We start from the raw sequence: 20304 nt of genomic DNA on the forward strand, positions 1-20304 counted from the left end.
GGATTATTGAGTTACAGAAGGTGCATCATTATAAGGGATAAACCTTAAGCCAATATTAGGAAGAGTATTGTATCAAAAAAATTACATAAAACTCAAAAAATGGCTAATTTGTTAATAATTTCTTAATTTGTGATTGGTAAATTACAACGCACTATTAGTCATTATTGGGTAAATTGTTATGTTTGATAGAAGAAGAGATAGAACGAGCCACAACCAAAGAAACCAAAAATCAAGTACGCCGCGCAAATATGTGCCAAAGGTACCAGGAGAAGTTAAGAAACCGCTGACTACTCCGCCATCTTCGCAAGCCAAAGAAAAAGTAGTTTCCTCAGTTTCTCTGGGAACTGACCAAGGCCAATTGCAGATAGCTGAAGAAAAAGCGTTAAAGTCTTCTGAAAGTCAAATTCCTATGAGACCTTTAAAAGGTTCTCAGAGACTTAGCCGGTCAACTTTTCCGCATCAAGCGGTCTCAACCGATTTCAATGAGTCAAAAAAAGAGACCTCTTCACCTGTTGTGGAGCGGGCTGGAAGAGGCGCTAGTGCTTCACACAGTGATGTTTTATCCATTCGCGGTTATCACCAACGCGTACGATTTTACTCCACTGCACCAGTAAGCCGGAAAGTAGATCCACTCGAACCGATTCGCCAAATGGCTATCGAACTAAATAGCGGTCAATTATCGATGGAATTGCAAGAGCGAGTGGATAATCTAGGAAATGTCAGTTTTAGGCCGGATAGTTATTTTGAGCAAACGAAAGACAGTCGAGATTGCGTGAGAGAGTTTTTTAAATTTCTCCTCTTACGAAAAGAAATTTTAGAAGAAATAGAAAAGTGCATCCAAAGTAAACAAAAGTATCTTTCAAAAGGTGAAGAGGATGTTTGGCCTGGCTGCATTTCTTTTGTAACCAGTACGTTAGACGATAAAAATGTTTGCTTTGTCGCCTTATCTCGAGATGCTCAGGGAAGTGATGAAAAGCTCTTGCAGCTCTTAGATGAACTTGCAAAAGACTTGAACAATGGGCAGAAAGGAAGGCAGAGTAAATATTGCTATGCGGTGATGATGCAAACCAGCAAAAGTTTTAAAGGGATAATGTATGAATTAACGGGAAAAACAAGGACCTGTGCGGAATATGATTTTGGTTCATTGCTTAGTGCATTGTATGAGGAGTTTGGCAAACGATTGAAAGTAGATGGGTGCGTGAATGCGTTCTTATTCAATTATGAAAAAGAAACGGAAATCCAGTATAAAAAGGACATGAGAGGGAGAACCATGGCTACCGTAACAGTTCGTGATAATTACAATTCCTCTGTTAAGAAAAGAACCAATAACAATGAATTGGCGATTCAGGGGAATCAGAAAGTAACGCTCATTCCTTGTTGTTCCGTATGTCAACATAATAAAAGTAGTTTTCTTGCCACTTTGATCAGTTTTCAGGAAGAGGGAGAGAAATTTCGCCAAATTCAGCGAGGAAGTGATATACTTCAAGAAATTGAAACTGCTTCAGAACGGGTGAGCGTATCCGAAAAGAAATCGAAGCGCTTATCAATTGGGATTAATGATTTAAAAGGAACCAGCATGAATGGATTCCTAACCAGTATTAACTCAAGCCTGATGCTGAAGCAAGAAGAGGATGACGAGTCTCAAGCGATTCCGGTATACAGCTAATAATGATTTACCTAGTTGTTATTCCCGCCTAGGCGGGAATCTGTTTTTTTTCTTGCTGGGTTCTGAAGTTGAATTAGTGATGGATTCCTGTGGAAATCATCATGAGTGGACAATCGCTTGAGCTCAATATCTACATCATGATCAGCGAATAGGACGACAGTTATGGGACCTGAGAGCGTGTTAGTTGAAGTGAGAAAATTGGATAGCGAAGGGAGATTTTCAGAGATCATTGAGCTAGAAACTCAAGGACTTTCCAATAGCGATCAATGTGAAGTGGATTTCTATATTGGAAAGAGCTATTACGCTTTAGGCGAATTCGAGGAGGCTCAAATGAGGTTATCTCGCTCTTTGACAACTCTTTCCCCACAAAGCAGTTCGAAACTTCAAATTCAAGTGAGATTATACCTTGGTGCTTGCAATCTACAAATGGAGAATTATTCTCAAAGTATTGTTCACCTCAATGCCGCAAAAAGCTTATTCGAGTCTCTTTCAGACGAGGATAGAAACGATGAACTTGTTAAAATAGGTACTCAAATTTATTTTTATTTGGCTCAAAGCCTTAAGTTCGAAAATAAACACGAAGAGGCAATCGAGACTTTGGTGAGTGCACTTAATCTCGATGAAAATTGGCGTGAGGAACCGGAGGATAAAATTCCTCTCTTATTAGAGTTAGGCATTAATTCTAATTTGGCAAAAAAATATGAGCAGGCAGAATCACAGTTACGTTCTGTATTAGAACTACTGACTAAAAACCTGGAAGAGAATGAATTCTTGGTTGCTGATTTAAAACAACAGCTTGGATTCTCAATGCTTAAACAAAACCGCGTGAACCCTGCCATTGAAATGTTTACCAGTGCATTGGATGTTTATAAAAAGGCTGCTGATAGAAATGAAGCTGATATTGCCTCTGCTCAATTTATGTTAGGTATTTGTTATTTAAGGCATAAAAACTATGAGGAGGCTGACCAATATCTGCAGCAATCCCTTGCTGTCTTTAATAATCCAAATCTTCCTATGGCTGAGCTAAAACAGGCTTGCGCCTTCATTAAATGGATTGCTCAAGATGAAAGAAAGGATATTACCTTGGCATTCCATACTCATCATGATCGCTCTTCTTTTAAGCGACTCGAAGAGATTCTCACTGCTATTGAGCAACTTGAAAACCAGGAAGCTAATCTAGGTAAAGCTGAGGAAGCCACTCGTAGTTGTGGGCAATCCTTTCATTAAACATTATTCCCTCCCACGCTTCGATTGCGCGCTTATTATTTATCGATTTTCATAAAATAATCTTCAATCCTAATGAGGCATTGCCTCATTTAATTCCATGAGCAGAGTGTGGGGGACTGCCCCCAATCTCTTTTCTAATAATAATGCAGTCAAATTGAAATTAATTTAATTAAAATGATTGCAAAAAATGGAAATAAAATTTAAAATTATAACATGTGACATCAGGAATCATTACCAATGAACGAGTTTCTAGCTGTAACCGTAGTCATTACTTTGGCAGCCATCTCCCCCGGCCCCGATTTTGCATTAGTGATTAAGAATTCATTACAATACAATCGAAACAGTGGTATTTTAACTGCCCTTGGTATTTCCTGTAGCCTTTTGATCCACGCCCTCTATTGTATTTTAGGTTTGGCTATTATTATTGCGCATTCCTTATGGTTATTTAATTGCATCAAATACTTAGGCGCTTTTTACCTCATTTATTTAGGGCTAAAAAGCTTAAGATCTCGGCGTGAAGAGAAATTAGCGCTTAACGAAGAGGCTACTCGTAAGCCATTTGGTCCTTTTAAATCATTCCTGCAGGGGTTACTGTGCAATTTGCTTAATCCAAAAGCCATCTTATTCATAGTGGCTTTTTTTACGCTGGTTGTGAAACCTGAAATGTCCTGGTCAGTCCAATTGGCTTATTGCCTTGAAATTGCATTCATTCATTTTATTTGGTTTTCCTGTTTGTCTGCATTAATCACTTACCAACGAGTCAGGGAAAAAATAAGCACGCTTGAATACTATGTCATTAAAGCGATGGGTGTGGTTTTAATCGGGTTTGGCGCAAGGGTCGCGATGTTAAAAAACATGGTCTAGCAGGCGATTAAAAGGAAGAAATGAGAATGAAAAAAGCGCAGATAAACGAATTAAGGCATTTCTCGCGTAAATTAGTTCGAGAGTTAGGAATCCTTGAATTAAATAAAACACGCTCAAACAGAACACCACAGCATTGGCATGCATTAATTGAAATTCATAACCAGCCTAATATGACCATCACACAGTTGGGAGGATTACTTTTAGTGACGAATTCCACAATCTCCCGCATTGTAGGCTCTTTAGTGAAAGAAGGGTTAGTGACGTCCACACCGGGTATTGATAAGCGAGAAAATTTTTTGCAGATTACCGGGGAGGGACTCTCTGAAATAGAGTACATCGATCATTTTTCTAATAGCAAAATCTTAGGCGCGCTCGAATTTCTTACCGAGGCAGAACACTCTGAAATTATAGAGGCAATAAAAAAATATTCAGGTGCTTTAGAAAAAAGCAGAATTTTGCGAGAGCAAGTGAAGATTCATACGTTATCAACCTCTCGATCATTACGAAAGCAAATTATTCTTTTTATCGAAAATATCCAAAAAAATGAATTTGCTATACCCATCACGCCTGAGATAAATGCCTGTATTTTAAAAGCAGAGTCCGAATTTTATTATCATAATTCCTATAATTTTTGGTACGCTGTCAATGATGAAGGACAGATTATTGGAAGTATTGGTTTAAAAAAAGTGAATGATACTCAAGGAGAAATTAAAAAATTTTTCGTCCATCAGCAATACAGAGGGAAAAAGGTTGCACAAAAATTAATGAAAACTTTAGTAAAAGCCGCTGTAAGACATCAATTTGACGAGTTATTTTTAGGCACCGTCGATTTATTAAAAGCCGCTCAACGTTTTTATGAGAAGTACGGTTTCAATAAAATCGCAAAACAAAACCTACCCAAAGAGTTTGTTCTATGCCCATTAGATACTGTTTTTTTCAAAGGAAAAATAAGCGAGCAGCAAATAAGACTGGAGGATGGAAAAGGGTAGACAGACTTTGAGAGAAAAAAGTGAGCATCCAATCAAGAGCACCTGTGCATTGCTCTTTTCGCCGTTCATAGCGTATTGTTGCTGTTCTAAGGTTAAATAATGTTCGCATGATTTTATTGGAATTCAGAATTTCACTCTATTTTATTTTTATAATTAATCCATTCCTCATCGTGAGTGAAAATATACTCGCATGCCCGTTGAATAAAATAATCTTTATACTGAATCCCAGCCCACTGGCAATAATCCTCAATTTCTTTTAAGACTGAAGCATGCATTCTAATGCGAAACTGGATCTTGTCGTCTTCTTTTTCCTGAGTAATCAGCATTTTTAATTCTCTTCACAAGACACGAAATGTCGTTAAATAAAACTAAAGGCGTTACTGGTACTTCTCTTATCACTTATGGATTAAATCTATTTTAAGGGAATATGACGTCAAAGTGCTATGGACGATTGTATTTTTATTAATTTATGCGCGTACTAGAGAATAGAGAGCCAGGCTAGTGAGCTTAGTTCTTGAATACTATTGGTTGTTTATAGAATACTCTATTTCTCCCATTTTACCATTTTTTATCACAGCATAATCACTTTGAGGGGAATTATCGGTAGCTCACAGAATTCGTCTTTATTTTCTAGAGTATACTGAATCAATACAGTTTTACTCGGAAAAGCAATTGCACGGAGGGAAAACTCTCCTGTCATTGGTAAGTTTTGGGAATGGTTGATTGTGAATACTTCCTCGGATTTGCGATTTAGTTTTCAAGTCTGCTCGGCTGTATTTTTGCTCCTTTTAAATGAATTTATGTGACGAATAAATCGTCGGAAAGATTGTTTTTTAATCTATCTGAAAGCCATCAAGTCAAGGCTGTGACTTTATTTGTCAATAAAATTGATGCAAAAAAGCCGTATTAAATTTTCTCATGTAAATCTCATTTTTTGTCAATTAAAAGTCAATGTTATTTTCCTGGAAAAGTAAAGTCAATGTAATTTTGACAAAATTTAACTGATCTATTCTTATTAATTGTCACGATAATATTGACAAGTAATCCGTATTATGGACAAAATGAGTAATGCAATATACAAGGAGTTAAGAATGAAAAAAAATATTGCTATTGGCCTTTTAAGAGTCGGTTTATTACTGCAAAAAGGCTTTTCCTGTCGTGAGAAGTCATTAGTCTTTTGTAATTCACACTCATTGCTATTGAAATGTGCAAAAATGAAAATCCCTCATACTCATGAGGAATCAACGCCCCTGTATACTGAATAAGGACAGTTAGGTTTTAGTCTATTGCAAGTAAGTATTCAATTAACTGCTACAGCAAGGAGCTATTTACACGAGCGAATTAATTTGCTGTCAGGATTTGCGTCTCTAAACGATTTGGCTCCCAAGATAGGAATTATCTCTATGTAGTGTCGACTGATTTGAATAGAGAAGGAGTTTGGTATGAAAAATAATAGTAAATCCGTGGGATCCCATATTCTTAAAGTAATTAATCAGCTTTTTGAGCATAATGGCAAAAAAAGCATTCCGCATGTGAAAAAAATTTGTTTAAAGGCCAATATAAATCCTGCTACTGCCATAAAGTATCTTTATGTATGGTTGGAACAATATCAAGCCAGTGAATTTAGACGGGACCTTGTTTACTTATGTTCTACAAATCAAGCACAGGTTAACGAGCTGGAACAAGCGATTGGATCTCTAAAATGTTTGGCTAAGGAGTTAGAGATTCATAGTACTGTTCTAAATGATCTCACTTATTTTAGCTTCCCTTTAGGTAATCATATTATCCATTCACTGCAAGTGATTGAAAATAAATTATTTGTGACTTATTCCTATGTAAATGAATTGAATGATGAGAAAACAAGAGTAGAGAAACAGCTAAATCAAGCATTACTTGAAAATAGGCGCTTAATCGATGAGATTAGTGAGATGCAGCATGTGTTCTTCAAAAAGAAAGAATACCTTGAGGAACAGTTAGAAGCTAAAAAAAGAGAAGTATTAGCTGCACATCATTTAATTAAATCTTTAAAACGGGAAAAGCGCAGACCTGCGCTAAAGCGACTTATTTATGAGCATAATTTGATTGCAAAGCCACCTGGAAATAGTGAATAGAGTTAGTGCTGTTTTTAAAGGAAGTAAGTATGACTCTAACTAAAGTATAATTTGCGATTGACCAAGTTTAAAAACGCCAATTGAGGCAGCATTTAGAAGTGATGGGATAACTCCTTGGTCAAGGCGAGACGAATGAATTAACTGTGATAAGGATAATGTCATGCTTTCCCAAATAAGGAATAGTACAACTTACTCAACTGCTATATTAAACTAAACAGATTATTTCCTGCGCCAGATTTGCACGATTCTTGCATACTGTGTGAGATCGCTTGAATGGTGAAGACGAGGCGCGGGATTCAAGAGCCAGATGCGCTTTTTCCAAAAGTACTTCTACTCAATGAGCAACTGTTCCAATTGTTCGCTTTGTAGTCTCTTAAGCTCGCTATACTTATTTAGCGCTGACGCCTGGTGTTTATATTATTCGTGTTAGAAATAAATCAGGAGATATCTTAACTGTACACAATGGTGTAGTAGCGTGAAAAAGTTAAAATCATTATATTAGCATGTAACAACGTTTTGATTCTTATTCTTTCCACGGATTGATAGTTAGCACCCCGGCTGCTTCGTAAGGAGCAACATCTCATGACGCCACGGTAAATTTTCGCGAGGCGGCAATTGCGGCGATGTAACCATCAGGTGTTGGGAATCCTCGTCCTTTGTCCTTTGCTGTCACGGCCAGTTGAGCATAATACCGAGCTGCATCAATGTCGAATGGCAAAACTCTATCTCTGAACAGACTCATGAGACCGTCAAGTGCTTGTTCCAGCATTTCTTTGCGCTTACCGGCTGGAAGTGCTGCGATTCCAAATAATAGCTCGGCCAGCGTAACGCTGGATAAATATAATGTTTCGACTGCTTGAGTATTAAGCCAAGCCTTCACAGAGAGATTCGGTTCCGGCTTCATCGCTTCAGATACTACATTAGTATCGAGAACAATCATTCAAACCTCAGCGGCTTGGCAGGTATTTTGTCTCCGACTTGATTGAAGATTTCAAAATCCTCATTAGTTAGGCCGAGCTTATGACCCAGTGCCGCGAGAGCATCACCCATGCGAACACGTGTTTCCGGTTTGACTGCGCTTGCCAGTATTTCACGAACCTCGGCTTCCGTGCTTTGCCCATGCTTAGCAGCTCGCACGCGTAACGCGCGATGTACGTCGTCGGGCAGATTGCGTATAGTCAGCATAGCCATAGCATCATCTCATTAAATTGCATTCTATACATTCATTATAATGATTTGAATGCATGCCTGCAAGTAGAGAGATTAAAATGGCAGAAGGTATTTAGAAAATGAATTATAGTTAGAGCCAGATAAGGTACCTTAATCTATCAAAAACCCATAAAAATGGATAAAATTCTTAACTTGATCTTTATTCTTGCACGGAATGCAATGTGGTAAGGTGTTAGTTTATCTGTATTTTGATGTTGAGCAATTTCAAAAAAAGCGCTATTACCAATATCAAATGACCAGAATTTCCCCTGTACCCAAAGCAATTCTGTAACTCAAAGGAGCAAACATTTTTACATAAAATTTCTTACTTTCTATTAAGTCGCTTACATATATCAAAACATGGTCAATCATGTGGCTTTTACTCTACTAAATTTAATTATCAGATTCTATTCTGACCTCATAGTGGAGTACATGAAAGGTAGAAACTATGATTCCTAATAAATTTCTAACTATTGGTCTTTTCCAAGGTAAAATACAGCCTGGTAACGTTGACGCCAATTTAGAAAAAATTATCGAACAGCTTAACATTGCTGAAGCTAGGGGAATTGATATTTTATGCATGCCAACCGTCAAATCCAAACTTTAGTTAGCTTGGGCTCTCTTACGCAGGCGGGCTTAAACCGCTTTCTTCCCATCTTGGTATGTGCTCATTCCAAAATGAATGCTTCTCATTAACTGTTGATACCATTAACTACTCCCACTATTAACACTGCTGCAGTATTCCATTAGAAATTTAAATAAAAAAGTAGGTGGTTTACAGACCGCTTACCTATCATCCAGGCAGCACTATCAAAAAAATCCTGGTGAATTAAATACATCAAGCGATGGGCGAAAAAGTCAGCGTGGTTGTTGAGTCATTGAATGCTAATAAATCATTTAAATATTTTGGCAGTGGTTCAGGCTCTTCACTTACAGCTTTCTCAAAGCTCTTCTCTGAATGCGGAGGAATGATATTCGTGCCCAGGGCGTCCCGTTGAAGACGAGAACACGTAGGTAAATAATGTTGCCACAATGAGAAAGGCCAATAAAGCCAGAATTAGGCTGAGCGTTGGTCTATTTTTGTTCTTTCTTCGCTGAAAAACAAAATCCAAGAATAAAGCAATCTGCGTTGTGCTCTGACTGTTTTACTATTCAATGTGCCAATGGAGAACGGGTGTTTGTGGCCTTCACGCTACATTTTTTGTGATGAAACTCGGTTGCGTAGTGCATTGATTGCTTATTATATAGTCTTCATGCATAATTGCAGCCCAATAATTACTTATTATTTAATCATTGATTCGATTTGCAACATAAAAATTTAGATAAATTTTACATTCACACAGTAGCAGAGTTAAAAATGTTCTCAAAAACCGAAGAATTTAAGATGAATTTGCTTGACCGCATTGTAGTACAAAAATCATTTAACCCACCTAGCTCATTTCAAACGAGTGCCAAAGATAAATATGGAAAAAACAGAGACGATGGCTCTATGTCATCGCAAGAAATATTTAATGAAGATTGTACCCAGGGAGTCGAGCTTGTGGTGGACACTATTAGGAAGTTACGAACTGCAGGACCATTAGATCTTGATAGTACCAAAAACGCTTTAAAAAAATTGCTAGGGCAATTAGCGGCAATTAGGAAAGATACTGCTGATAAAACGGGAACGCTGGATAGTGAGCAATTTGGTAGATCTAGGAAGGAAAACCCTGTCTGCTACGAGGGACAACATATTATTGATATTACTCGTATTTATAATCCCCAACATCTTGCAGCACATGAAGAAATTAAAAAATTATTAAAAGGTTACATTGGTTCAATAATAAAAGAAAGTAATAAAAAGAGCTTTGGATATCAAGCTATGGCTTGTGATTCAAAAGAAGAACCTAAGTCGCGTTATGTTATTAGTGTTTATACACAAAAACGTATAGTATTTACACCAAAAAATGACAAAGAAGCCTCCATTACATTGGATGTCAATGCTGACAATATGCCGAAACTAATTGATTTAGCTAGTAATTCTAACTATACATTTCGTGCTGAGTACGATTGCTCTGACGATCTGCTTCACATATTCACGTTAATCGCTAATGAATTTCCACAATATAATAAAAAAAATATCTTAGTTGGAGAAATTCAATTAAAAATTGATGGGAAGTTTATTCCAGCTACCAGACATGTTAGTTGGCTTAACGAGTTTGCAAGCGAGTTTGAAAGGGAATCAAAAATAGTCCTGCAACATACGCGGGCTGAATATCATGAGGAGATTTTCAATCAAACAGCTGCATTATGGTTCGCTGCTATCTCATGGGACGAAACAAAAAGTGACTTTGCTACTCTAGATAGCATAATGGCAGATTTACAATTCTATTTTAGCCAAGCATTATTCTACTACCGAGGCGGCCCAACTATTAGCAAAATGTTACTGAGAGGGACTTATTACGAACAAGGATTTTTAGTTCGTCAAACAACAGGTAGTATAGACGAGTATTGCACGGGAGAGTATTACCCATTTATGACACAACATAGGAAAAAATTTATTAGTTGTTTTGCACAAGCACCTACTTCAGAAAGGACTAAGGAATTTACTTTGGAGCAAGGAAGATTTGAGGATAAAATAAAAACTGATACTTCTCTCACACTAGTTACAGATGGAAGTTATGTAGGGATGTAATTGAAAAAAAGAAAATTGGTGTAGCCTCATTAACTGATGAAAGTTAATGGAAAATCCAAAGAGGAGACATCACGATGGGAAAAGATACCGTTGTTTCACTGAAAAAAACAGTTGTATTTAGTGACTGATTAACAGAAACACTTCGATTTATTTAAACCCAATGCTACTCACGCTAATGTTATCAGTTTCCAGTCCTACAAAATTAGAAGCAAAAAGGTAGAGCAAATTATTAATTTATATTGTGAGACATCCTAGACTAAAGGGGAGCAGCTTGAGATCTCTTATGCAGCTATTTATAAACAATAGGATGTCTCTTAGACAGTTTTTAAAAGCTGCTTTGAGGTAATTTTGTGGTTTGGTTTTATAATTCCAGTTCAAACAATAAGCCAAATGATATAAACCATTCTTTTTGTCTAAAATGTGCTCAGGCTTCACTTCACTCATCCCTGACTTAGCTCCTTTATTTTGCAACCTCTTGGGCGGAAATTAATAAAAGTGGCAAAATAATACTGATAAAAATAACTTTTGTCTTTGACTTTATTGTCTAATATGAATATTTCAGGAGCGACTATATAGTTTATTTCTCTGTTACATAACTAACAGATTTAATTGCAAAAAGTTTGTTTTTGATTAAAATCTTGGCTTAAATCAAATTGGAATTAGAAATGACAAAAATTCGGGAGCTCCTCAATAATTTAAAAAAATTGACCCATTACACGCCTCCTCCATCTGCAATGCTTGGGTTTATACCACCTGGCTTTGTCCCACCCAATAATTTTATAACTATTGGTTTTATAAAAATAGGTGAGCCAGCGCCAATGGGTTGCATACAATTAGGTAGGCACTTTTTTTCTTCTCCGCAACATCTCATCGGCTACGGTTACTATCCTCCCGCTACTAATATTATGCCTCCCGCCGATTTTCTACCCTTTGGCTTTTTGCCAATTGGTAATTGGACTCCACCACCGGGTTATATGCCCCAGGGTTTTGTTCCGCCAAATGGATTTTTGCCGGCTCCTAATTACATTAATTATTCTCTAATGCAAAATGCTTTTCTATTGACTCCATCTAAGCCTCAGATATTAGCTACTGACCTTACAGAAAACATAAATGCACCTTTATCCCAAAATCAAAACTCTCGTTCATTCCCTTTTTTTAAAGCGCAGGATTCTACAGCTGAAGAGGAGTCTGAATTTGTAGCTTTACTCACATGTCCAATTACCGGAGAAATCTTTAAGGACCCTGTTACAGCTGAAGATGGGCGAACTTATGAGCGTTCAGCATTACAAAAATGGTACACTATAAGTAAGGATAAAAAATGTCCATTTAATCTGGACAAATCTCTAGGTAATCCAGAAATTCTGCCTACGAATATTATAATAAAACAGACGGTCAAAGCATATGAGGAATATTTGGAAGACATCCAACGCCATAATACATCGAGTGCTGATCTATTTCCGAATTAATTAGGGATTTCATCAATATAAATGAGGTCCATCTTATTTTGTATTTTGGGTTAAATTAAGCTGGAAGAGAAGTGCGATCACTCACTCTTCCCCCCATTTAAAACCAGCTGTGTCCAGTTTTCAGTAAGCTCTCTTACGGAAAAGAATCTATTAGATAGACAGCCTCGTCTTCTTCCTTGACTTGAATTTCTTGTAAATTGCTTATAAGTTGACGAAAAGCTTCGTGTAATCGATTAAGTCGATGAACGAAGATATTTACAGCAGCACATAATGACCGTTGTGCATAGATAGCGATGTTATTGATATCAATTTAATTAAGCGTCGAAAGATATGAGCGAAAAAAAATTTAATTATGAATCGATTGCAAAATCCTATGCCGCGGTTGTCGATAGTAAACCCATACATGTGTACTACGAAAGACCTTGTCTTTGGTCGCTTTTACCTGATAATTTGCAAGGATTAAAAGTACTTGATGTTGGCTGCGGTTCAGGTTGGTACGCGGAGCAATTATTAAAAGCAGGATGTGAGATAACTGCCATTGATAATAGTCCAACAATGATTGAACTTACTCAACAGCGAGTAAATCATCGTGGAAATTTTCACGTCATTGATTTAGTAAATCCATTAGATTGTTTTTGTGATGAAGCATTTGATCTCATTCTTGCTCCTTTAGTTATTCACTACATAAGTGATTGGCATCCTCTTTTTAAAGAATTCTCAAGGATTTTAAAACAAAAAGGGTCGTTTATTTTTTCAACACATCAACCTTTGCAAGAATCTATTATTTTTAAGATGGAAAATTATTTTGAAAAAACAATAATAACAGATTATTGGGATGGCATTGGCGAAGTAAAATTTTATCATCATACTCTACATGAAATGAGTGAGGCATTGTTTGATAATGGGTTTTTCATTGAAAAAATATTAGAACCAAAGCCGTTATTTGATCTCGAACAAATTGATCGAGATCTTTACCTTAAATTATGTAAAGAACCATGGTTCTTATTTGTTAGAACAATTAAAAATAGGTCAAACTTTTCAGGAGCTACTCATCCAACGAACAAATGAAGTTAGCTATTTTTATGTGAAACGAAAACTCACAGAGTGTTTGAAAGATCACGGGTATATAATTCTATTATAATCAGCAAGGTAATTAATGAAATTTTTCTGACCGAATTTAACGATCCCAACAATACAATTGCCTTTTTGATTTATTGATACCACCTTACATCGTTACTCTTTTTTAAAATAGCTCATAATAGCTATTTAGCTGTTTTTAGAAAACAAGCTAAAGGGCATGTTATTTAATTTTAAAAGCCTTTTTTAACCCTTAAAATAGCTTTAAGGTCAAAAATTAGTGATTTTATTGTTATTAGTAATAATTTTTGGTGTGCCCCCGTAATCCAGCTATTGTAAAGCAGGGCTTTGGGTGATTAAGCCTGGCTTTGCGATTTGTCTTTAATTTCGCTCATGGACACAGGCTATCCAAGTCCATCCTATCTTGATCTCCCGTAAGACCTTTCGAGGTTGTTTCAGGGGTGTTATTTTTTATTCCCTGAGTAAACATACTCTGGTTGCTGTCAAAGATCATTCTTATGAATTTGGAATCTTTTTGTGCGGAATTGAATAACAATTGAGCAGCAGTTTTATTTTCCACTTTCAATGCTACCCTAAGCAGCTCATTGTGTTTTCCAGGCCTTACCGGCGTATGAACCAGATTTTTAACAGCAGGAATCAATAAAATAAAGCTGATGTCTTCATCTAAATCGAGTTGATTACGACGGATTAAATTTCTTAGTACAAAAAACAAAAGCTTTGCTTCTTTAGAGGAAACATCAAATTTTGCACTAGATTGTGAATCTTCAAATTTGGCTTTTCTTTCCCTAAGCTGCATCAAGGTGTCGTTGATAAATTGTTCTACATCTTTTTCATAATTTTTGTTTTTATCAGCGTAATTAAAATCTGAAGGGTTAGCCAGGAAATGAGCTATTAATGCAGTATGACCACCCTCAATACTGCGACGCAAAAGTCCATAATGTTCTTCTGAAAATTCATTATTTTCCAAGTAATCAGGCATTTTTTCATTTAAAAATTCAAAAACCGCTAAGTAACCGTTATCCGCTGCGTTACCTGCAGCTTTGTCGAAATGAATGCCCTTTGTAAATGATTCAAATGCTTGCGGAACTGCTTTATCAATAACGCGCAAAATTTCTATAAATCCATTATAAAAAGCATAAATTATTGACGAACTAACCATTCTCCTATCAAGATATTCTGGCGAAATTTTTGTTAGTAAAAACTGAAAAATATGCAATTGTCCGAATCGTGCTGACCACGATAATGGCGAGTACGAATCTGGCTCATCAATCTTCTTTTGAAATTGTTCTGGAGCTGTTTCTGCAAAGTATTGTAATACGTCTAAATGACCGTAACCGCAAACTCCGGTTAGTGTAGAAAAGTTTGTATTACTTAATAATCTGCTTATTTGCTTTGGGCTCTTGATCTCGATGTATTTTAAAATTTCAACATTTCCACAAATCGCTGCAGTATTTATCCATGTTTGAACATCAGAAAATGAACTAAAGCCACTTCCCGATGTGCCCTTAACAAGTCCAGTAAAAAATTCAATATTGCCATGAGCTGCTGCTAAGTGAATGAGGGAAGAATTTTTTAAATTAAGTGCAGTTCCCATCTCCCGAAGATTCTCTACGGTTAAGTCTGGGAGTACTAAAGTAGCAAAAATCCATAAGCATTGTTTTTCTTTTTCTGAAATGCGATTTAACGTTGCAAAAAATTTATTAAATTCTCAAAAGTTTCTTTTTGGATCACCTCCATCAATGGAATCAACCGATCTGATAAATCGTTGTCAAAAAATTCATCTAATATATGGAGGGGAATATATTTGCCTAGTGGATGTGTCATTTGTTCATCGTTATTTTTAAATTTCATAAGGCTATTTCTCCTGTAAGAATCCAAATAATTAAAGTTCGGCTTAGCATTAATAGGGTGATTACAAGAGTATTGGGAAAACGAGTAATCACCCATCAAAGCAAATGCTTGATCAAGATGATGCACCCGTTTCATGATGAAACTAGATACTATTATCAGTCCTCGTCGTCTATCCTTAGGAGAGGAGACACATCATTCGGCAAATAGGCTTGTATGTACCTATGAGTCTTTTAAAACGCTATTTTTGTTCTATTGCTTTTCCGCCTGGGATCATTTTAAAAACCCGCAATAGGGCTTGCTATTACTCGTTTTTAAAATAATCCCAGCCAAAAAAATCAAGTTGCCCAAAACATAGCATTTTGAAAGATCACGTGTATATTCGTATTAGCCATTACTTTTCATTATACCATATTTCGATCGTGTGTAGCGGCAAAATAGAAATGTCCCCTTATGGACTTTGTGAAGCTAGCTTTTAAAGAAGAGAAGTTCACGAGGAAAGCGAATGAATGAAGAGGGAGCACAGAAGAATTAAAGCGATTATCAACGATTCCAAGAGTACTTGATAAAAAAATCACTCAAAATGCTCATTTAATTCATGGATTAAAAATCTGGATTGATTTTTTTATAATTCAGGAGTATTTTTTTTAATTTTAAATAATTTCAAGCGATTACATCCATGGGTTATATAGAATATGATGAAGATGAAGAAGAGTATTATTCTACGGGCACAAGGCCGGGTAATCAAAATTCCCCCCAAATACTTCAAAAAATTGCAAAGCGATTAACTAAATATGTTTTACATAATCGGGATGTTTGCTTAACGGATTTACAGACCAAGTTCATCAGTAAAGTTAAAGCAGGAGAACGATTTTTAAGTAAAGAAAATATTGACGTTGCTCATCATATCGCTATTAGTAGAATCATTAAAATTTTCGTAAATTTGTTAAACAATCCAAAATCTTTCAAATTAAAAGATTTTGAAAATTTTGGTGATGCGATTTGCTCAACAGAATCGCCAGAAGATGATAAAGGTCGCTCCACATTAACGGATTTTTTCAACGATATCAAAAATGGCTGTGAGCCAACGTATTTGTGTGATACGGCTAATGAAATTATTAAAATGCTCAATGGTTGTACTAGAAATTTAATTCCTGGCCATAAATCTGTAAACAGAAGTATTGGAGAAGCAAAAGATTTACACCTGATGGCACAAAAAGGAAAATCTGGGGCATATAAAGAAACGGCTCCATCAAGGAGATTGTCACATTTTTTTTCTGCCTTACCAGAATGCGATGACTATGCTCCTAGATGCAAAGAAACTAAAAATGGTAAAAAACTCATATTAAGTTCTAGCGTGGATGCAAAAAAAGATAAATCTTATTTAATTGAATCAAAATCGGATTTCTCATATAGCCGCTATGGTGGGTAATTCCAGATTCTCATACCTTAACGTCATCGTAAGTTTCTGTTCAAATGCTCCCGCTAGTCCAACAAGAGCTGCAGCTAAAAATCATGTATTCGAATATATTGAAATCTATTGCAATCGGAAACAACTTCATTCCGTGTTGGGTTATCAAACACAACGATATTTGAAGTCAAATTCGTCGCTTAGCAATGTGTCCGATTCTCCCGGGCAAGATCACTCAATTGGCAAATCAAGTTTATGTTCATTAGTACTCATTAGTAGCTCCTGCAACATCCATTGGAAACTCTCCTCGACAGGACAAAGGGCCATGCCAAATAAGAAGTTTATTAGTAATAGTTTAGATTTTGGCGGCAGTATCTCTTTCCTGATCTGGTAAAAATCCACCTGCCTGCATCTGCCACAAATGTGCATAATGGCCATTGGCTTGTATCAGAGCCTCATGTGTACCATCTTCAATAATATGACCTCCATCAAAAACGAGAATTCTGTCCATCTGCGATAGCGTTGATAAACGATGTGCAATCACAATGGTCGTTTTATTTTGCATTAAGCTATGCAACCCATCTTGGATGTATTTTTCAGTGACAGAATCTAAGGCACTTGTCGCTTCATCTAATATAAGAATGGGTGCATTTTTTAACATAGCACGGGCTATCGCAATGCGTTGGCGTTGCCCACCAGACAATTTAATCCCTCGCTCTCCAACTAACGATTGGTACTCATTCTTTAATTGGCTGATAAACTCATGACAGTGCGCCATTTTAGAAGCCTGAATTACTTCCTCATCCGATGCTGTTACACGGCCATAACGGATGTTTTCGAGCAAACTTCGATGGAATAAGGTTGTATCTTGGGGAATCATGGTAATTTGATCGCGCAATGAGTTTTGTGTGACTATGGCAATATTTTGTCTATCGATACGAATTTCACCTGATTCAACGTCAAAGAGGCGTAAGATGAGGTTTACAAAAGTACTTTTTCCGCTTCCTGAGAAACCTACTAAACCCACTTTTTGTCGAGCAGGAATGACAATATTTTTATTTTTAAAGAGACGTGTTCCTTCATCGTAATGAAAGGTCACATTAATAAACTCGATTTTCCCCTCCTTTACTACTAAGGGTTTTGCCTCTTTTTTGTCTACGATTTCATGAGGCATTTCCATAATACTTAAGGCTTGTTTACATTTCCCTGCTTCTTCAGCAAACGTTACAAATTGGCTAGCTAGATACCAAAGGTTGTAAAAAATACTAATTGAGAGAGAAATAATAAAACTAAAGTCTCCTACAGAAACCTGCGCTTTTTGATACAAATTAACCAAGAGCAGAATATTGACACCGATAAGCACAATGATGCTGATATCCCAGAAAATTCGCATCTTGATAATTGTCCACTCCATCGCTCTATCTTGACTAACAGCTTCAGCGACTGACTTTCTGATTCTCTGGCTTTCATAGGCATTGCGAGAAAATAAGCGAATGTTTGTAATGTTGCTAATACTATCTACCCAGCAACCAAATACCTTGGTTCGAGTGGTCGAGAAAATATGTGAGAGATTTTGAATAGGATAGAAAAAATAATAGGAAATACCTAAAAAAGAAATAGCCCATCCCAATAGAATCACTGCAAAAAGAGGATGGATAAGCAACATCATTCCAATCGCTACAATTAATCCTAGAAATTGAGCAAAAGCATCGTCCAGTGTGGTTAATAGGGTAATCACTCCGGAGTGCATGTCTCCAATTTTATTGGACAAACTACCTGCAAAATTATTTTGAAAATAACGATAAGAATGCTCTGTTAAATAATCAAACATCTTATTCATGATATCTTGACGGATACTTGGAAAAGCCCGCATTTTGACCCAATCCAATAGACGCATGTCCAACGCAATACCTACCCATAAGGCAATATAAAATAATACATACGGGGAAACGGCATGCCATACCTCTTGTCGATTGCCCTCCTGGGCTACTACCGTATCAATAATGATTTTGAGTATGTAAGGAGCTAATGCATTATTGATTGCCCAATAGAGTGCGATGAAGCCAAACATAAAAATATAGCGTTTATACGGTTTAAGTACCGCCAAAATAAAATTGGTTAATGAGTGCGAATTTTTCATTTTATCTCCTCGAGAGAGGGCATCCATTCGATACGCCCTTGATGGATTGAGTAAACAGTTTCAACATCAATGGCTTTTAAAAAATCTTGATCATGCGAAATGACAATCATGGCCCCGAGGTAACCTTTTAGAACCTGAATCACATGGGCATGTGTTTCTAAATCTAAGTTATTGGTCATTTCATCTAAAATGAGTAAATCAGGAGGGTGAGCTGCAATGCAGCATAAGGAAAGTCTTGCCTTTTCTCCACCGGATAACTCTGCAATGCGTTTCTCAACTTCTTCATTTTTACGGAATAAAAAATCATTAAGATGAGCACGACGTTTATGATTTGTCGCATGAGGCATAAGAGATTCCACCATTTCAAAAACAGTTTTGTGAGTTAACAAGTTTTGGTAATGTTGATCTAAATAACCAATATTTTCAGGGTTAGGTAGCACCCAGGATCCTGCCTTTGCTAATGTCTTTTCTGCCAAAATAGCTTTAATGAAAGTCGATTTTCCCGAGCCATTGTCACCACATAACGCAATGCGTTCTTTTAGACGCATATGAAAATTAATGTTGCGTAAAATAACAGCATCATTGTTGTAACTGACAGCGCCGTCTTTAATCGTTATCACCACTTTTTGATGTGTTGCGGCTCGTAATTGAAATTGAGGTTGAATGATTTCAGGTTGATAAAGTCCTGCTATTTCAGAAATAAGAAACTCTTTCCTCTCCTGGATATGATGTAAGCGCTGATGACCCGTTTTTACAGCTTTTCCTAGTTTTGCCGCGGATCGAACTGTAGGCCATTTTCGTTGCTGGATGCTTTTTTCGCCTCTAATACGCCTATTCTTATTGCGTTCTTGTTCTTTCATTTTTGTCAGATGCACTTCTTTCTTTTTTCGTTGTAGCCGGGCTATTTCTTCCTCCATAGAAGCAGTTTTTTGGGCTAATAAATGTTGGTACTCATCATAATTACCGGTAAAAACATCAACTTTTCCATTGTGAATATGCCAAATGGTATCAATACTATTTCTCAATAATTCCAAATCATGTGTGACGATGATTAATGTGCCTAAGTAATGGTGCAAATGGTTCACTAAAGCACGTCGGTTCCTTTGGTCTAAATGATTCGTGGGCTCGTCAAGTAATAAGAGATTTGGTGTATGAGAAAGTGCATCGGTTAGTGCACGATTTAAACGCTCTCCACCGCTTAATGATTCAAAAGCATCAATCACCTGAGGCAGATAGCCAATATTGACATCGTCTGGTAAGTTGATGCTGCCTTCATAGCGGGTCCATGTTCCTTGTATTATTTTCAGTAGCGTTGATTTACCTATGCCATTACGACCAATAATGGCAATACGACTTCCATGCAGCACTTCTTCGCTAAAATCGTGGAAACATTGCTTATGTGGGAAGGAAAGACCAAGATCTTTAAATCGGATGGGCTTATGCATGATTATTACGCTCTTAAGTATTGATTAGGGATAGTTTGAAAAATCTTTACCCCAAGCCTCGTCAGGGTATACTTAAGCTGTAATTCTCATCGGATTTCAAAAGCCTCAATTTGGAAATGAAACAGTTAATTGACCATGATACGCTAGTATAGAATA

At 36.7% G+C, this 20304-nt stretch carries 18 protein-coding genes; 11 read left to right on the top strand and 7 right to left on the bottom strand.

Features of this window, described 5'->3' with window-relative positions; genetic code table 11:
- Nucleotides 1-178: 178 nt before the first annotated feature.
- From B5D33_RS03615 to B5D33_RS03630, 4 genes are all read left to right on the top strand, one after another.
- The gene (locus B5D33_RS03615; protein ID WP_133140978.1) at nucleotides 179-1666 is read left to right on the top strand and encodes a hypothetical protein; all 1488 of its coding nucleotides are present in this window, start codon (nucleotides 179-181) and stop codon (nucleotides 1664-1666) included.
- A 162-nt stretch (nucleotides 1667-1828) separates the two neighbouring features.
- Nucleotides 1829-2893, top strand: a complete 1065-nt coding sequence (locus B5D33_RS03620; protein ID WP_058453200.1) for a tetratricopeptide repeat protein — start codon at nucleotides 1829-1831, stop codon at nucleotides 2891-2893.
- 237 nt (nucleotides 2894-3130) lie between these two features.
- Complete coding sequence (locus tag B5D33_RS03625) at nucleotides 3131-3757, top strand: LysE family translocator (protein WP_058453199.1); 627 nt, start codon at nucleotides 3131-3133, stop codon at nucleotides 3755-3757.
- Between the two features lie 26 nt (nucleotides 3758-3783).
- Nucleotides 3784-4746: a bifunctional helix-turn-helix transcriptional regulator/GNAT family N-acetyltransferase gene (locus B5D33_RS03630; RefSeq protein WP_058453198.1), complete on the top strand. Its 963-nt coding sequence runs from the start codon at nucleotides 3784-3786 to the stop codon at nucleotides 4744-4746.
- Nucleotides 4747-4877: 131 nt separating this feature from the next.
- Here the strand turns inward: B5D33_RS03630 and B5D33_RS03635 are convergent, their stop codons facing one another.
- Complete coding sequence (locus B5D33_RS03635; RefSeq protein ID WP_058453197.1) at nucleotides 4878-5072, bottom strand: hypothetical protein; 195 nt, start codon at nucleotides 5070-5072, stop codon at nucleotides 4878-4880.
- Between the two features lie 765 nt (nucleotides 5073-5837).
- Between B5D33_RS03635 and B5D33_RS16535 the strand changes: the two genes are divergently transcribed.
- Together B5D33_RS16535 and B5D33_RS03645 are read left to right on the top strand one after the other, a co-directional pair.
- Nucleotides 5838-6011: a hypothetical protein gene (locus B5D33_RS16535; protein WP_156415025.1), complete on the top strand. Its 174-nt coding sequence runs from the start codon at nucleotides 5838-5840 to the stop codon at nucleotides 6009-6011.
- A gap of 177 nt (nucleotides 6012-6188) precedes the next feature.
- On the top strand, nucleotides 6189-6857 hold the full coding sequence (locus B5D33_RS03645; protein WP_058453196.1) for a hypothetical protein: 669 nt from the start codon (nucleotides 6189-6191) through the stop codon (nucleotides 6855-6857).
- 580 nt (nucleotides 6858-7437) lie between these two features.
- Here the strand turns inward: B5D33_RS03645 and B5D33_RS03650 are convergent.
- Nucleotides 7438-7797 (bottom strand): type II toxin-antitoxin system VapC family toxin, encoded by a 360-nt coding sequence (locus B5D33_RS03650; protein ID WP_058453195.1) that lies wholly within the window; start codon nucleotides 7795-7797, stop codon nucleotides 7438-7440.
- Complete coding sequence (locus tag B5D33_RS16825) at nucleotides 7794-8048, bottom strand: FitA-like ribbon-helix-helix domain-containing protein (protein WP_058453194.1); 255 nt, start codon at nucleotides 8046-8048, stop codon at nucleotides 7794-7796. Before B5D33_RS16825 ends, B5D33_RS03650 begins: the two co-directional genes overlap by 4 nt.
- A 466-nt stretch (nucleotides 8049-8514) precedes the next feature.
- Between B5D33_RS16825 and B5D33_RS16540 the strand changes: the two genes are divergently transcribed.
- The 4 genes from B5D33_RS16540 to B5D33_RS03675 all read left to right on the top strand — a co-directional run bounded on the left by B5D33_RS16540 (nucleotide 8515) and on the right by B5D33_RS03675 (nucleotide 13274).
- Entirely contained in the window at nucleotides 8515-8673 is a 159-nt protein-coding gene (locus B5D33_RS16540) for a hypothetical protein (RefSeq protein WP_156415024.1), read from the top strand.
- 696 nt (nucleotides 8674-9369) lie between these two features.
- On the top strand, nucleotides 9370-10740 hold the full coding sequence (locus tag B5D33_RS03660; RefSeq protein WP_115304892.1) for a hypothetical protein: 1371 nt from the start codon (nucleotides 9370-9372) through the stop codon (nucleotides 10738-10740).
- A gap of 653 nt (nucleotides 10741-11393) precedes the next feature.
- Nucleotides 11394-12206: a U-box domain-containing protein gene (locus tag B5D33_RS03670; RefSeq protein WP_176119738.1), complete on the top strand. Its 813-nt coding sequence runs from the start codon at nucleotides 11394-11396 to the stop codon at nucleotides 12204-12206.
- 330 nt (nucleotides 12207-12536) lie between these two features.
- Nucleotides 12537-13274 carry a class I SAM-dependent methyltransferase gene (locus B5D33_RS03675; protein ID WP_058453190.1) on the top strand — a complete coding sequence of 246 codons (738 nt, stop codon included), beginning with the start codon at nucleotides 12537-12539 and terminating at the stop codon, nucleotides 13272-13274.
- A gap of 400 nt (nucleotides 13275-13674) precedes the next feature.
- On the opposite strand, the gene B5D33_RS03680 is transcribed toward B5D33_RS03675, so the two are convergent.
- Together B5D33_RS03680 and B5D33_RS03685 are read right to left on the bottom strand one after the other, a co-directional pair.
- The gene (locus tag B5D33_RS03680; protein ID WP_058453189.1) at nucleotides 13675-14898 is read right to left on the bottom strand and encodes an ankyrin repeat domain-containing protein; all 1224 of its coding nucleotides are present in this window, start codon (nucleotides 14896-14898) and stop codon (nucleotides 13675-13677) included.
- An 86-nt stretch (nucleotides 14899-14984) separates the two neighbouring features.
- A complete protein-coding gene (locus tag B5D33_RS03685; RefSeq protein ID WP_058453188.1) occupies nucleotides 14985-15290 on the bottom strand; it encodes a hypothetical protein in 306 nt (101 codons plus the stop codon).
- Nucleotides 15291-15831: 541 nt separating this feature from the next.
- Here B5D33_RS03685 and B5D33_RS03690 point away from each other — a divergent pair.
- The gene (locus B5D33_RS03690) at nucleotides 15832-16584 is read left to right on the top strand and encodes a hypothetical protein (RefSeq protein WP_058453187.1); all 753 of its coding nucleotides are present in this window, start codon (nucleotides 15832-15834) and stop codon (nucleotides 16582-16584) included.
- 334 nt (nucleotides 16585-16918) lie between these two features.
- On the opposite strand, the gene B5D33_RS03695 is transcribed toward B5D33_RS03690, so the two are convergent.
- Together B5D33_RS03695 and B5D33_RS03700 are read right to left on the bottom strand one after the other, a co-directional pair.
- Nucleotides 16919-18703 carry an ABC transporter ATP-binding protein gene (locus B5D33_RS03695; RefSeq protein WP_058453186.1) on the bottom strand — a complete coding sequence of 595 codons (1785 nt, stop codon included), beginning with the start codon at nucleotides 18701-18703 and terminating at the stop codon, nucleotides 16919-16921.
- Nucleotides 18700-20151, bottom strand: a complete 1452-nt coding sequence (locus tag B5D33_RS03700) for an ABC-F family ATP-binding cassette domain-containing protein (protein ID WP_058453185.1) — start codon at nucleotides 20149-20151, stop codon at nucleotides 18700-18702. Before B5D33_RS03700 ends, B5D33_RS03695 begins: the two co-directional genes overlap by 4 nt.
- Between the last annotated feature and the right edge of the window lie 153 nt (nucleotides 20152-20304).

Source organism: Legionella maceachernii (genome assembly GCF_900167045.1).
In the GTDB taxonomy this organism is placed as follows: domain Bacteria; phylum Pseudomonadota; class Gammaproteobacteria; order Legionellales; family Legionellaceae; genus Tatlockia; species Tatlockia maceachernii.

Bases quoted from the DNA above. Each gene is read 5' to 3' on its own strand.
- B5D33_RS03615 (WP_133140978.1), top strand. From the start codon at position 179: ATGTTTGATAGAAGAAGAGATAGAACGAGCCACAACCAAAGAAACCAA.
- B5D33_RS03620 (WP_058453200.1), top strand. From the start codon at position 1,829: ATGGGACCTGAGAGCGTGTTAGTTGAAGTGAGAAAATTGGATAGCGAA.
- B5D33_RS03625 (WP_058453199.1), top strand. From the start codon at position 3,131: ATGAACGAGTTTCTAGCTGTAACCGTAGTCATTACTTTGGCAGCCATC.
- B5D33_RS03630 (WP_058453198.1), top strand. From the start codon at position 3,784: ATGAAAAAAGCGCAGATAAACGAATTAAGGCATTTCTCGCGTAAATTA.
- B5D33_RS03635 (WP_058453197.1), bottom strand. From the start codon at position 5,072: ATGCTGATTACTCAGGAAAAAGAAGACGACAAGATCCAGTTTCGCATT.
- B5D33_RS16535 (WP_156415025.1), top strand. From the start codon at position 5,838: ATGAAAAAAAATATTGCTATTGGCCTTTTAAGAGTCGGTTTATTACTG.
- B5D33_RS03645 (WP_058453196.1), top strand. From the start codon at position 6,189: ATGAAAAATAATAGTAAATCCGTGGGATCCCATATTCTTAAAGTAATT.
- B5D33_RS03650 (WP_058453195.1), bottom strand. From the start codon at position 7,797: ATGATTGTTCTCGATACTAATGTAGTATCTGAAGCGATGAAGCCGGAA.
- B5D33_RS16825 (WP_058453194.1), bottom strand. From the start codon at position 8,048: ATGGCTATGCTGACTATACGCAATCTGCCCGACGACGTACATCGCGCG.
- B5D33_RS16540 (WP_156415024.1), top strand. From the start codon at position 8,515: ATGATTCCTAATAAATTTCTAACTATTGGTCTTTTCCAAGGTAAAATA.
- B5D33_RS03675 (WP_058453190.1), top strand. From the start codon at position 12,537: ATGAGCGAAAAAAAATTTAATTATGAATCGATTGCAAAATCCTATGCC.
- B5D33_RS03680 (WP_058453189.1), bottom strand. From the start codon at position 14,898: ATGGGAACTGCACTTAATTTAAAAAATTCTTCCCTCATTCACTTAGCA.
- B5D33_RS03685 (WP_058453188.1), bottom strand. From the start codon at position 15,290: ATGAAACGGGTGCATCATCTTGATCAAGCATTTGCTTTGATGGGTGAT.
- B5D33_RS03690 (WP_058453187.1), top strand. From the start codon at position 15,832: ATGGGTTATATAGAATATGATGAAGATGAAGAAGAGTATTATTCTACG.
- B5D33_RS03695 (WP_058453186.1), bottom strand. From the start codon at position 18,703: ATGAAAAATTCGCACTCATTAACCAATTTTATTTTGGCGGTACTTAAA.